12 protein-coding genes, 1 tRNA gene and 1 riboswitch are annotated in these 13,716 nt (G+C 29.3%); of the genes, 6 read left to right on the forward strand and 7 right to left on the reverse strand.

Going from position 1 to position 13,716, the window contains the following annotated elements; genetic code table 11:
- Positions 1–58 precede the first annotated feature (58 nt).
- Genes RH95_RS01755 through RH95_RS01765 form a run of 3 tightly spaced genes read right to left on the reverse strand, consistent with a single transcriptional unit; the run spans position 59 to position 2,348 of the window.
- A complete protein-coding gene (locus RH95_RS01755) occupies positions 59–1,213 on the reverse strand; it encodes a sensor histidine kinase (RefSeq protein ID WP_010242637.1) in 1,155 nt (384 codons plus the stop codon).
- Positions 1,210–1,875 (reverse strand): response regulator transcription factor, encoded by a 666-nt coding sequence (locus RH95_RS01760; protein WP_010242638.1) that lies wholly within the window; start codon positions 1,873–1,875, stop codon positions 1,210–1,212. The genes RH95_RS01755 and RH95_RS01760 overlap by 4 nt, the downstream gene beginning before the upstream one ends.
- On the reverse strand, positions 1,872–2,348 hold the full coding sequence (locus tag RH95_RS01765) for a dihydrofolate reductase (protein ID WP_010242639.1): 477 nt from the start codon (positions 2,346–2,348) through the stop codon (positions 1,872–1,874). The genes RH95_RS01760 and RH95_RS01765 overlap by 4 nt, the downstream gene beginning before the upstream one ends.
- Before the next feature lie 374 nt (positions 2,349–2,722).
- On the opposite strand from RH95_RS01765, the gene RH95_RS01770 reads away from it, so the two are divergent.
- Positions 2,723–3,451, forward strand: coding sequence for a hypothetical protein (locus RH95_RS01770; protein ID WP_010242640.1), 729 nt, complete (start codon positions 2,723–2,725; stop codon positions 3,449–3,451).
- 508 nt (positions 3,452–3,959) lie between these two features.
- Positions 3,960–4,033 (forward strand) — tRNA-Cys (locus RH95_RS01780).
- A 92-nt stretch (positions 4,034–4,125) separates the two neighbouring features.
- Here RH95_RS01780 and RH95_RS01785 read toward each other — a convergent pair.
- From RH95_RS01785 to RH95_RS01795, 3 genes are all read right to left on the reverse strand, one after another.
- Positions 4,126–5,067: a histidine racemase CntK family protein gene (locus RH95_RS01785; protein ID WP_010242644.1), complete on the reverse strand. Its 942-nt coding sequence runs from the start codon at positions 5,065–5,067 to the stop codon at positions 4,126–4,128.
- 120 nt (positions 5,068–5,187) lie between these two features.
- Positions 5,188–6,360 (reverse strand): methionine adenosyltransferase, encoded by a 1,173-nt coding sequence (gene metK / locus RH95_RS01790; protein WP_010242646.1) that lies wholly within the window; start codon positions 6,358–6,360, stop codon positions 5,188–5,190.
- Between the two features lie 187 nt (positions 6,361–6,547).
- Positions 6,548–6,642: riboswitch (SAM riboswitch) on the reverse strand.
- Between the two features lie 43 nt (positions 6,643–6,685).
- The gene (locus RH95_RS01795; protein ID WP_010242648.1) at positions 6,686–7,639 is read right to left on the reverse strand and encodes an AEC family transporter; all 954 of its coding nucleotides are present in this window, start codon (positions 7,637–7,639) and stop codon (positions 6,686–6,688) included.
- 86 nt (positions 7,640–7,725) lie between these two features.
- Here RH95_RS01795 and RH95_RS01800 point away from each other — a divergent pair, with 86 nt between their 5' ends.
- Genes RH95_RS01800 through RH95_RS01815 form a run of 4 tightly spaced genes read left to right on the forward strand, consistent with a single transcriptional unit; the run spans position 7,726 to position 12,007 of the window.
- On the forward strand, positions 7,726–8,634 hold the full coding sequence (locus tag RH95_RS01800; protein WP_010242650.1) for a hypothetical protein: 909 nt from the start codon (positions 7,726–7,728) through the stop codon (positions 8,632–8,634).
- A 32-nt stretch (positions 8,635–8,666) separates the two neighbouring features.
- Complete coding sequence (locus tag RH95_RS01805; protein ID WP_010242653.1) at positions 8,667–8,876, forward strand: DUF1858 domain-containing protein; 210 nt, start codon at positions 8,667–8,669, stop codon at positions 8,874–8,876.
- A 60-nt stretch (positions 8,877–8,936) separates the two neighbouring features.
- Positions 8,937–10,946: a YcdB/YcdC domain-containing protein gene (locus tag RH95_RS01810; protein ID WP_010242654.1), complete on the forward strand. Its 2,010-nt coding sequence runs from the start codon at positions 8,937–8,939 to the stop codon at positions 10,944–10,946.
- Between the two features lie 56 nt (positions 10,947–11,002).
- Positions 11,003–12,007: a polysaccharide deacetylase family protein gene (locus RH95_RS01815; RefSeq protein WP_010242656.1), complete on the forward strand. Its 1,005-nt coding sequence runs from the start codon at positions 11,003–11,005 to the stop codon at positions 12,005–12,007.
- Positions 12,008–12,274: 267 nt separating this feature from the next.
- Here the strand turns inward: RH95_RS01815 and RH95_RS01820 are convergent, their stop codons facing one another.
- Positions 12,275–13,540: a Glu/Leu/Phe/Val family dehydrogenase gene (locus RH95_RS01820; RefSeq protein ID WP_010242658.1), complete on the reverse strand. Its 1,266-nt coding sequence runs from the start codon at positions 13,538–13,540 to the stop codon at positions 12,275–12,277.
- Positions 13,541–13,716: the final 176 nt, after the last annotated feature.

The following is a 13,716-nucleotide window of genomic DNA, read 5'->3' on the forward strand; positions in this document are numbered from 1 at the left end:
AACATGGAATCTCTTTTTGTATGTCAAAAATGACTATGTATAAATTTCGAAAAAAGCCTCAATAAATATCTTTTATTTTGGGCAAAATTATTTCTACAATAGTTCCAATTTTTTCATTGTTTGCATTTTTATTGTCATAAACTTTTACATCTCCCTTTAATTTTTCCATAATATTTTTCACAAGATTTAGCCCTATGCCATAGCCTCCACTTTTTTTATTTCTCGACTCATCTACTCTGTAAAATAAATCAAAAATCTTTTCCTTGTCCTCATCACTTATGCCAATTCCTGTGTCAACTACTTCAATAAAATAATCTTTCTCATTTTCTTTAAAGTTAAAGAAAAGACTTCCGCCAGAAACATTATAAATTATTCCATTTTTTGCGACATTAAATAGCACTCTTTCCAGCAAAATATCACTGGAATAGATAATCTCACTTTCCACATTTGAAATAATTTTTATATTTTTTTCATCTGCCAAGTCCTCTAAATCTAAAATAACCTCATCAATTAAATCCTTTAAATCAAATTCACTAAAATTCACATTTTCTCTTCTGTTTAAAAATAAAATAGTTTCAATTATACTAGATATTTTATCAGTATTTTCTTCGAAATTATCTAAAAGTTCACGCAAATCCTCATCTTTAACTTTATTTTTCATTAAGTAAATTTCAAGAGATGACTTCATAACGGCAACAGGCGTATTTAACTCATGAGCAATAGAAGATGCCATGGACTTCTCCCTAAAATAACTAGAATAAATCGTATCAAAAGACTTCTCAAAGGCAAGGGACAGTTCTTCAATTTCCTGTGATTCACCTTTCATACAAATCTCTTCTCTATCTTTTAAATTGTCCATGTCAATCTCAATAACTTTTTCCTTTAATTCATTTAAAGGGCTTATGATTTTTAAAATTACTCTGTAATAAATTAGAGAGCCTATTAAAATTGTAGATACAATTACAATTTTAGAAAAATTTTTTATCTCTTTTGTTGAATTTAGCTTCGCATCTTCAATTACAATAAAAAGATCTTTTCCACTTTTATGAACCTTTTCTTCTTCTATAATATCTTCACCAAGGTCAAGAATTCTCTTCTCTTGGTATTTTCCAATAATAAAATTAGATGTTGCTGTCATAATCACAAAAATTAAAATTACAGAAAATAAAAGCTTAAAGACAATAGTTTTTTCAAAATTTTTAAACTTTTTCATTTAATCATATAACCCTTTCCAATTTCATTTACAATAATATTTTTACCAAGTTTTGATTTTAATTTCTTTCTAAGTGCAGACATGTGAACTCTAACTACATTAGAAAATAAATCCACATCGTCATTCCAAATATGTTCAAGTAGCTCTTCTGTTGTTACATACCTTCCAATATTAAAAAATAAATATTCTAAAATCCCCGCTTCCTTTGCAGTAAGTTTTAATTCCTCATCATTTATATAAAAAATTCTTTTTGTAGTATCAAATTTAATGCCCTCTTTTTCAATAATGGAATTTTCTATTGTTGTCTTTCGCCTTAAAAGTGATCTGATTCTAGCTTTTAGTTCTTCAAAATGGAAGGGTTTTATAATATAATCATTTGCACCAAGGTCAAACCCACGCACTCTGTCATCCACATCAGAAAGAGCAGTTAGCATAATTACATTGACTTCACTGTTTTCCCCTCTTATTTCCTTTAGAATTTCAAACCCATCCTTTTTAGGCAAATTTATATCTAAAATAATGAGGTCGTAATCATTGGTAAAGGCCATAAAGGACCCTTCTTCGCCGTCAAGGGCTGTGTCAACAACATAGCCAGAGTGGACCAAGCCCTCTCTTATGGACTCCAAAAGCCTTTCTTCATCTTCAATAACTAAAATTTTCATTTCTTCCTCTTCCAAATTTCATGAAAAACTTTATAATTTGGATCTTCTATTTCAAACTTATCTACAAGTTTAAAATCGTCAAAACTAGGAATAAATTTGTCTGCACCTTCTACAACAGTGTCAACTCTTGTAACTATAAGTTCATCAATTTCATCCCACAAAAGTTTTGCAATCTCAGCTCCGCCAATTACAAAAACTTCTTTGTCTTTATATCTATTTGTAATATTATTTAATTTTTCTATGGAATCAACATAATACAAGTCTTCTTCATCTTCTCTATCAGAATGAGTAAAAACGACAGAAATCCTATTTGGAAGTTTCTTTCCAATAGAATCAAAAGTAGTTCTTCCCATTACGATAATATTTCCAGTAGTGTAATTCTTAAACATATGAAGATCATTTTCTACAAATAAAATTTGCTCTCCATCCTTGGCAATAGCATTGTTGTTGTCAACTAAAATTAATAATTTCATTTGAACCTCCAATAAATTAAATTCTTACATTAATCATAGCATTATTCAAAGACTTTTTTAACAATTTATAAAGCTTTAGATATATTTCTTATAAAATTCACAAAATCCCGTCAAAGTAAAAGTGTAACGTATGTCCATACAGTTAATGAAAATATATAAATAAAAATTATAATAAAAATTATAAAAAGTATTGACGTTGCTATCGATAATTGATATCATTAATTTGGAGAATTATAATTCTATTAAAACTAACCATCAATTGAAATAGTAGATTTTTGAAAATTTGCCTAAAATTAAAAGGAGGTGTAGATTTAAACATTAATTATTTAAAAAATAAAAATAAATGAATTAATAAAATAATAGAAGAGGAAATTATGAAAATTTTTAAAAAAATGATAAGTTTAGCGTTAGTAGTAGTTATTATGATGAACTCTGTAACACCGATTTATGCTAACTCAAAATTGGATACTAACTTTATAAATATTAATGAAGATTTTAATAAAGATGAGATTATAATTGATTATAAAGAACATAGAGAAGATGGAGAATATTACATAGTAGAAAAAATTAATGGCGATAAAATTAATAGTAAGATTTATAAAATCGAAGATGGCGAGAATGTTTTAAAAAATTCGATTATTAGTGAAATTGAGAATGGAAAAGTTTTTTGTCTTGAAACTAAATCAGATGGTATAGTTGAAAAATATGAGGTTTCAGCAAAAATAATTGATAATATTGAAAATCACAAACAAGATAAAAATGAAATATCACTCTTAGGAAATAATACTTATTTGCGAACTGATAGGTATGGGATTTCTTTAGTAGGTAAAAAGGTTACTATTGCAATTACTGCAGCAGCAATCGTCGCTGCAGTAGCATATATAAATATGCCAATTGCAACAAAAATCATTATTTCAGCTATATCTGCAGGTGGTGGAGCCGGAGTTGCATCACTACCAGACTATTTATACGTTACTAGTAATGTTTATAGAACTCATAGTACAGGTAAAATCTATACTAGATATGAAAATGATTACTATTTAGATTCTAAAAGGACGCAATATATTGGTTCTTGGTCTTTTAGTGAAAGAGGGCTTCATTAAACTATGAAGTTAATCAAGAGAGAACTAATCAAAATATTTTTTATACTTGGTATACAAATTTTATGCGGATATATTTTCTCTCATTTTTTAAAAAAAAGTTTTAATTTAAGAGAATTTTTTACAAACTATGTAATGATTGTATTTTGGATAGTTTATTTCGTTGTTGTAATTGTCATTAACATTTTAAAAATGAAAAATAGAATAAATTAAAGTAAATTTCTAGGAAATTAAAATAATTTTCTAGAAATTTTTTATTTGTGTTAGGAGCAACAATAACTCATTTTATTGGATATTGCGAATATCTTATTTAAGTAGATAAAATTTTCTATAAAGAAAATTTTACTCAATTAATTATAATCTTTTTATTTAAAAATTGTGCTTTTGTAATAATGTAAAAAAAAAGATATATGTAATAGACTCGAATATGTCTTTATAGTTGAGAGCATAAATAATTGTTGTAAAATTTACTTGTAATTTTTATTATTTTTTGCTATACTAATATTGTTATGGCGACATAGCCAAGTGGTAAGGCACGGGTCTGCAACACCCTTATCACCGGTTCAAATCCGGTTGTCGCCTCCATAATAATTAATTATCTACTGATCTTGGTCAGTAGATTTTTTTATTTTTGAGTACAAAAAAAGAGAGGTTTCCCTCCCTTTTTTATATTTTAATCAATCAAATCCAAACTTTTCTCTCATTACCTTTAATTCTTCATCTGTCAAGTCGTTCTCGTCTTTTTCTTCTGATTCATTTTCTTTTCTTTCTGCAACGATTTTGTCATGTTCTGCTACGACTTTTTCTACTACGTCTTGTGGAATGTCAATTGATTTCTTTTCTACATCGGATAGTTCAATTTCTCCGCCGACACATAATTTTTTTCCATCTTCAAATTCATAGACAAAAACTTCTAGTTCACCAGCTGGATTCTTTATTGATATTTTGTAATCTTCATCAAGTGATTTTATATCCTCTTCTAAGAAATTAACAACAGCTGCTGTCCCTGATCCACAAGATCCTTCTCTGAAAAGTGTTTGAGTTTCTTCTACAAATACATAGGGAACAATTTCTAATTTTTCTCTATTTAAAAAGATAACTGCATAGGCTTCAGATTTATAATTTTCTTTTAAAATCTTTAGAGCTTCTTCTACAAATTCTTCGTCTTCCTTTTCTTCTACAATTAGATGACTTATGCCTGGTAATTCTATAAGTTTATATTCCTTATCTTTTACCTTAACTGTTTTTTTATCTAGAGGTTCTTCCATCGCCACATAAGCTTTTTTATTCTTTACATCTGCTATTACATCTGTTGTTCCTTCTTTTCCGCTTACATAAACTTCTATATCAACAGGACCATCTGTGTCATAAAAACTTGCTGAATAAAGTCCATAGGCTCTTGTCGCATTTGCACAAAATTCGCCACCCATCATATCCATTCTAAGTGGTGCCCCTTCATAAGCTGGAGATATAAAACCAACTTGTTCAACTTCTTTATCAATTTGATTTATTATACAGTCAGTGTAAGCTTTTCTATATCCTGGATAAACTGGTGCAACAACAAATCCAGTTATATTACCACATGGGTTTGCTCTAAAATAATTAAAACTTTTCCTCATAATCATCCTCTTCTCTTCTATTTCTCAAAACCTTCTCAATATATTATAACATATTAAGATAGTGTTTTTTCTCGGCTAATTATTTTCTACCCGATTTTGCTCTTTTAATTCACTATAAATTTATTTTAAATATTTTTTAAGAGTTTCTACCCTATCTGTCTTTTCCCATGGTAAGTCAATATCTGTTCTTCCAAAGTGACCATAAGCTGCTGTTTGTCTATAAATTGGTCTTAATAAATCTAGCTCACGTATAATTGCAGCTGGTCTCATATCGAAATTTTCCATAATTATTTTTTCAATTTCTTCATCTGATAGTTTACCTGTACCAAAAGTTTCTACATATACTGAAGTTGGTCTTGCTATTCCAATTGCATAAGCAAGTCCAATTTCAACCTTGTCTGCTAAACCTGCTGCTACAATATTTTTTGCAATATATCTTGCATAATATGCTCCAGATCTATCTACTTTTGTTGGATCTTTACCAGAAAAAGCTCCACCGCCATGTCTTCCAAATCCACCATAAGTGTCTACAATTATTTTTCTTCCTGTTAATCCTGCATCTGCCATTGGTCCACCAATTACAAATCTGCCAGTTGGATTAATAAAGAATTCTGTCTTATCATCTATTAATTCCTTTGGAACAACTTTTTCCACAACTTCTCTTATAATATCTTCTCTTATTTGTTCCATTGGAACTTCTTTTGAATGTTGTGATGATACAATTACATTTTTAAGTCTAACAGGTTTGTCTTCTTCATATTCAACAGTAACTTGTGTCTTTCCATCTGGCCTTAAATAATCCAACGTTCCATCTTTTCTAACTTCTGTAAGTCTTATTGCAAGTTTATGTGCAAGTGAAATTGGAAGTGGCATAAGTTCTTCTGTTTCATTACAAGCAAATCCAAACATAATACCTTGATCGCCTGCTCCAAAAGAGTCTAGTTCATCTATGCCTTCTTCTTTGAATCTGTCCACTCCCATTGCAATATCAGATGATTGTTCTTTTATTGCTGATAGTACAGCACAAGTCTTTCCATCAAAACCGTATTTTGCTCTATTATATCCAATTTCATCTAGAACTTCTCTTGCAGTTTTTTCAAAATCTACATAAGTGTCTGTTGAAATCTCTCCAGTTATAACTATCATGCCTGTGGAAGCCATAGTTTCACAAGCTACTCTTGCGTTTTTATCTTCTGCCAAAATTTTATCTAGTATGGCATCTGATATCTGATCGCAAACTTTGTCAGGATGTCCTTCTGTTACGGACTCTGAACTAAATTGCCATTTTTTCATTTTTTTCATTCCTCCATTTTTTATAATACCCCTTAGATTTAATTTTATGAATTTATTTTACTTTTTATATTTTTATTTGTGATTTTAAACTTTTATGATTTTTATAAGATTGTAAAAATTTAAAATTCACGCAATAACATTTTTAATTCATAAAAAAAATCCTCACAAAAAAAGCGAGGACCCTTAAACCTCATCTTTCAGATAAAAAAATCTGTGGGATTTAGCACCAACTAGGTTGCTGGGTTTCAAAGTGCCCATTCACTCCACCACTCTCAATAAGGTATTCTTTTTTTAGTTGTAATGTGATTATAGCACTTATAATTTTTTAGTGCAACAAATTAAAATAATTCATAAGAGATATCCCAACAGGATAAGTAACTATACTCATTATAAAACTAAGAGTTATTATCTTTGAAGCAAATTCATAATCTGAATTCATTTGCCTTGTAAAAATAAAACAGTTTGCTGCACAAGGAGTTGCCCAAAAAACGTAAGCTATTCCCAGCTCCATATTTGTAAATCCAAGCCACTTTCCTGTTGGAATTAAAATTAATGGTGCAAGAACAGTTTTTATAAATGCTGATAAAAACATCAATTTAAAATCACTCTTTGAACTTTCAAAATTTAAACTTGCTCCTATAAGTATTAAAGACATTGGAGTTGAAATTTTTGAAACCATTTCAATTGCCTTATCAACGCCAGAATAAACTGGTATGTGAAGAAAATTAAATAATGCTCCAAAAACAACTCCAATAATCATTGGATTTTTTATAATTTTTACAATTATATCTAAGAAAGATATTCTTTTTTCTTCTGATTCGCTATAATATGTCAAAAGTATTATTGCAGAGATATTGTAAAGAGTTAGACCAAAGGAAACTATAACTATCATATGTTCCATTGATGGTGCGCCATTATACAATATATCAAGTATAGGAAAACCAACATAGACAAAATTTGATCTATAAGCACAGTGCACAAACGCAGAAAGTTTTCTCTTGTCTTTTATTCCTATTACTTTTCCTATTATTAACGATAAAAAAATTACAAATATTACTCCCAAAAGTATGTATAAAACATACTTAGGATGAAGAGATTCTATTCTAGCATTTTTTATATCGTAAAATAATTTAAAGGGCAGCGCCAAGTAAAACACTATCCAAGTTCCCTTATCTACAAAATTATCATCTATATGTCCTCTTTGTTTTGCAAAATATCCCAGCAAAAGTACTAAAAAAACTGGAGAAACTATATTAAATCCCATAAGTAAATTTTCCATTTAATCACCTATTAAAATTATATGTGAAACTTTTTCTCTTGTCGAGAACTATGTTTTAAAATACAATAGTCATAGGAGGTTATATTATGAAAAAATTTATTGGCGTTGCTGTTACTTCTCTAATCTTATTTTCAAGTATAAATGTTTTTGCAAGTGCAAAAGTTTCTGGTCAAAGTATTGTTCTAGATGGTAAAGATACTGGCATAAAGGGCTACAACATAAAGGACAACAATTATTTTAAGCTTCGTGATGTTGCCGCTCTTTTAGATGGCAAAGATGCCGAGTTTAGTGTGAATTATGATGAAAATAGATCTGCTGTCATGATTAATAGCAAATCTGATTACAAAAAAGGTGAAAAAGATTTAATTCCACTTAAAGACACTGATTCTGAAATAAAAAAATCTAGTCACAATGTTTTTGTAAATGGAGTTAGACATTCCTTTAGTGTCTACACTATTGATGGCTACAATTACTTTAATCTTCGTGAACTTGGAAAAACTATTGGGTTTGACGTTACTTTTGACGAGAAAAATAATAATATTCTAATTGATTCAAAGGCTATAGATGGGAAATCTCTTGTAAACAATCAAGTTGAAATCAAAATAGTCGATTATAAAACTAGTTACGATGAAAGCAATCTGGATATAATTAAAAATCCTAAATTAGATATAAATAAATTTTTCTCAAATGTTAAAAACAACATCCTTGCCACTCAAAATGAGGGGCAAATTACTTCTGAGGCCACTTATGTGAAATCAGAAAATATTGTAGAAATTATTCCAAAATCAACTAAGTACAGCGGAAAATTTTCTTATAAACCTTATATAGAAATTACTCAAGGTGATAAGTCTGAAACTTTCCCATACTCTGGCGAATTTGAAGTTGCAAAAACTTTAACTTCAAAGGGTTTTGATTCTACAAAAGAATTTGAAATTAGTTTAGGTTCAAAAAAAGAAGATAATTTTATTAAATACTCATCTTTTAATTACGAATAATTTTGGGTATAATGTCAACAGGAGGTGTTAAAGTGGAAATAAAAAAAGATATGTTAATCGGAGAAATTCTTTCTAAGAAACCCGAATCCATTGGCACTCTTATGAGTTTTGGAATGGGATGTATAATGTGCCCTTCTTCTCAAATGGAAACTCTTGAAGAAGCTGCTATGGTTCATGGTATAGATCCTAATATTATAGTAGCTGCTCTCAATAAAGATGATAAGGAAGAAGCAGAAGCTTAATACTTTGAAGAGGCAGTTGGCCTCTTCTTTTTTTACATATTTTATATGCGAGGAGAAATTATGAAAAATAAAAACTTAATTGTTGCTACATCAGTTTTATTACTTCTATCACCTGTATATGCAAGTGAACTAAATAAAAATAGCAATGCGATGCCTGATGAAGCAATTTCAGTTGAAATTACTGCAAAGGAAAAAGAAAAAGTAAAAAAGATAAAAGAAATATTTAATATTACAGAAAACTATGAAAATTTCACAATTTTAAAGGAACCTGTTGATGGCGACACTGGAAGTGATTATTTAAACAAACTTGTAAAGGACAAATACATTGAAATGTATAAATGGAGCGATGAAAATCTAGGTGGAATTGACGTTTCATTTAATAGTGACGGTGAATTTATTTCTTACTCAAAATGGAAAAATGAACCAGAAAAAAGTACAAAGACTCTTTCTAAGGTTGAAGCACAAAAAATGACTGAAGAACTTTTGCAAAAATTAATAAAAGATTTTGATAAAAAATATACTTTCTGTGACTATGAAGTTTTTAAAGGAAGTAATGACATAAATATTACTTATCAAAGAGTTATAAATGGAGTTCCTCTTGCTGATACCTTTATGACTGTAAATATTGACTCTCGCTTTGGAGAAGTTAGTGATATCTATTCTTTGGGAGCAAATTCTAATGCATACTCTTTTCTAAAAAATTCTGATTTTAAAAAAGACAATAAAATAAGTTTAGATGAAGCTAAAAAAATATTTTTGGAAAAATCTCCCCTTGTTCTTTCCTATAAAATTAATGAGAAAGATGACAGCGTAGAAAAAGTTTACCACACAAAAGTAGCAGACATTGACGCAAAAACAGGAGATATTGTAAAAGAAAAAACAGATTTAAACTTTATGCCTTATGGAGGAGTAGAAGAAGCAAAAGATTCCAGTGATTTAACTAAAACTGAAATTAAAAAAATTGATGGACTTAAAAATATTAAATCTAAAAATGCAGCAAAGAAAAAAGCAATTGAGATTGTAGGAGAAGATTTCGAAATATCAAATATTTCTCTCTACTCTGACAAAAAAGATTATTATTACAGAATGAATCTTGAAAAAGAAAAAAATGGAGGACAAATTGTTTTAAATGCAGAGAATCTAAATTTAATAAACCTTGACACTTGGTCTGACAAAAAAGAATATAATAACAATGTTAAAGAAAAAGATGCAATAAAAATTGCAAAAAACTTCCTTGAAAAGTATGGCGACAAGAGCGAATTAAATTTAGAAAAAATTATAGTTGAAAAATCTCAAATGGGCACAAATGTCTTTTTCCCTAGATATGTAAATAAAATTCCTGTAATTGATGAAGGCGCTATGATTTTTGTAGATGATGAAAAAATAGTAACTACTTATGATAGAACTTCATCTGAACATGACTTTAAAAAGGTAGAAGAAATTAATCTAACAAAAGAAGAGGCAAATCAAATATATTTAAATTCCAAAAATTTTGGCTTAAAATATGAAATTTCTGACAAAGGTCCAAAACTCTTATATGGAACCGTAAAAAAAATAGAGCCCATCATTGGAAAAGATAGAATTTTGAGAGATTCCTTTGGAGAAATAGTTAATTTTAAAGAACAAATTAATTACCAAGATTTTGACAATGCAAAAAATAAAAAAGCTCTAAATTCTTTAAAAGAAATGGGCATTGGATTAATTGGAAAAAATCTATCTGACAAAGTAACTTATGAAGAATTTTATTCTCTCATAGGGGAAGACTTGGGAAAAGATATTTATTATAAATCTAGATTTGGAATTGATATAGAAAATTTAAAAAATAAAAATATTTTACAAAAAGACGTGATAAAGGGCCTTGTGATAAATAATGATTTAGAAAAATTTACAGAAGCCAAAGATATTTTTAAAGAAGACTTATTTAAAAATAAAGAAGAATTAAAAGATTACGAAAAATATTATATTGTGGCAAAGGGCTTTGGATTTTTAAATTGTGATGTTGATCCAGACTCTCAGCCAAATCTTGAAGATGTTTTATATATTATCTATGATTCTATAAATAAATTGTAATTCTTTTGTAATTGCAACTTAGATTCCTGTGATGTATATTATCATAGGGAGGTACTATGAACGATTCAAACTACGATAGAAGAAAAAGAATTAGAAGACAAAAGGCAAGAAGAAGAAAGAGAATTAGACAAATTATTTCCCTTTCCCTTCTGGCAATTGTCATAATTTTTACTTTTTCAAAAATTCTTTCTTCTAAAAAACCTGCAAAAGAAATTTCACCATCTATTATGTGGTATTATACAAATGAAATCTGGCCAGATAGACCGAAAAAATATTTTTACGACAGCGATTATATCTCTAACCAAGCTCTTGAACCTTTTAGAGATATTCGAAAAGAATTTATAGTAAAAGGATCAAATCACCTTCAAAAAGTCGATAAATATGCTTACGATGCTAAGGAAATTAGAGAATATATAAAGAAAAATAATTATAAAGGTGATAAAAGAATTGTATTCTTAACTTTTGACGATGGTCCAAATAATGTAATTACTCCACAAATTTTGGATATATTAAAAGAAGAAGATGTTCGTGCTACTTTCTTTTTAGTTGGAAAATCTATTGGCGACAAAACTTCTCAACGAGTACGTGAAATTTTATCTAATGGAAATGCTATTGCAACTCATTCCTTTAGTCATGATTACGACTATTTATATCCAAATAGAACTGTAAATGGCACAAGAGTTTATGAAGAAATAGAAAAAACCAATGGCAGACTAAAAAATATTTTGGGCGATAACTTTCATTCCAGTGTATTTAGATACCCTGGCGGAGAAATGTCTTGGAATAATACAATTGCTTCCAATTCATTAATAGAATCTAATGGAATTCACTGGATTGACTGGAACTGTTTAGTCGGCGATGCAGAAAGAAAGTCTGTTAGACCAACTACAGTTGAAGGATTTGTAAACTACCTCGACAAAAGTTTAAACCAAAATAAAAATACAAAAATTGCCGTTGTTCTAGCACACGATGCTAAAAACAAACAGCTAACTGCCGATTCTCTAAGAGATGTAATAAAATATTTTAAAGATAGAGGCTATGAATTTGGAATTTTAAAATAAAACTTTAAAGATATAAAGATTAAGCTGCAGAAATGCAGCTTTTTCATATAGTTATAAATTCTTCAAAAAACTTATCTTTTAAATATCTTTCAATATGTGTATTTTACCTTTGATAAAATCATAAACTCAATATATTTATTATTACTATATTAATGTTTAAACTATTTTTGTAACATACATTAAATTTTTCTAAAATAAATAAAAAAGCCGCAACTACAAGCTGCGACTTTTATCTTCATTTTTTGTAAAATTTATTTACAGAACAGATTAATACCATCCTCTAAGTTTCATTGCTTTGTCAATTGATTGAATAGCGTACATGTAAACTCCTTCTCTAGGAACTACATCGTATTCGTCACAAATTCCAAATACACCTTCGATAGCTTTCATCATATCTGCTTCTTGTTTCTTTTCTACTTCTGCTTCTGTCCAGTACATTCCGTATTGATTTTGAACCCATTCGTAATAAGAAACTAGAACTCCACCAGAGTTAGTTAAGATATCTGGAGTTAGAGGAATTCCTCTTTCCATAAGAGCTTTATCTCCTTCTGGAGTAGTAGGACCATTTGCTGCTTCACAAACTAATTTAACATTAAGTTTTTTAGCAACGTCACCTGTGATTACATTTTCAAGAGCTGCTGGAATTAAGATATCCCATTCGCCTGTCCAAAAATCTTCTTCAGAAATTTTTTCTGCTCCTGGGAATCCAATAAGAGTTTTGTGTTCATTCTTATAAGCAAGAAGTTCTTTGAAATCTAATCCTTTTTCAGAATATAGAGCATAGTTTCCTTCTTTTTTATCCCATTCAGCTAATGCATAAACTTTTCCGCCTTGTCTTTCAATATTCTTAACTGTGAAAGATCCAACATTACCAAAACCTTGAACTGCAATTTTTGCTGTTGCAAAGTCAATTCCTTCACGTTTTGCAGCTTCTCTAGTTACTACTGCAACACCAAAGCCTGTTGCTTCGTTTCTTCCTTCAGACCCACCAAGTCCAACTGGTTTACCAGTGAAAGTTCCTATATCTTGTCTATCTCCATTTAATTTGATGTATTCGTCAAGGAACCAAGCCATAATTTGTCCATTAGTGTTAACGTCTGGTGCTGGAATATCAATTCTTTCACCAAGATATTTGTAAAGTCCTCTTATCCAACCTCTTGAAAGTTGTTCTAATTCTCTTTCAGATAATTCAGATGGGTCTACACAAATACCACCTTTTCCACCACCATATGGAAGTCCAAGTGCTCCACCTTTGAAAGTCATCCAAAGAGAAAGAGCTTTAACTTCATCTAGATTTACATTTGGATGGAATCTAACTCCTCCCTTAGAAGGACCAACTGCTGATGAGTGAGCTGATCTCCAACCTTTGAAAACTTTAACTGAACCGTCATCCATTTTTACTGGAATAGAAATTTCAATAACTCTTTCAGGTTCTTTTAGAAGTTCATAAACTGCTGGGTCACAACCTAGTTTATCACATGCAGCCTTAACTTTTTGTTGAGCTGCTACCAATGGATTTAAAGTATCTGTCATTTTTAACACTCTCCTTTATGTATAATCATGATAACCATTTCTTACAGCTTTTATTATATCAAATCAACTTATTAAGTTCAAGAAGTGTTATTAACTTTAACGAATTGTTATTATTTGTACTATTCGCTTTAAATTTTACTTTTTTTTAGTGAATATTAATTCAATTCGTAAACAAA

The organism is Peptoniphilus rhinitidis 1-13 (assembly GCF_000246925.1).
Classification (GTDB): domain Bacteria; phylum Bacillota; class Clostridia; order Tissierellales; family Peptoniphilaceae; genus Peptoniphilus_A; species Peptoniphilus_A lacydonensis.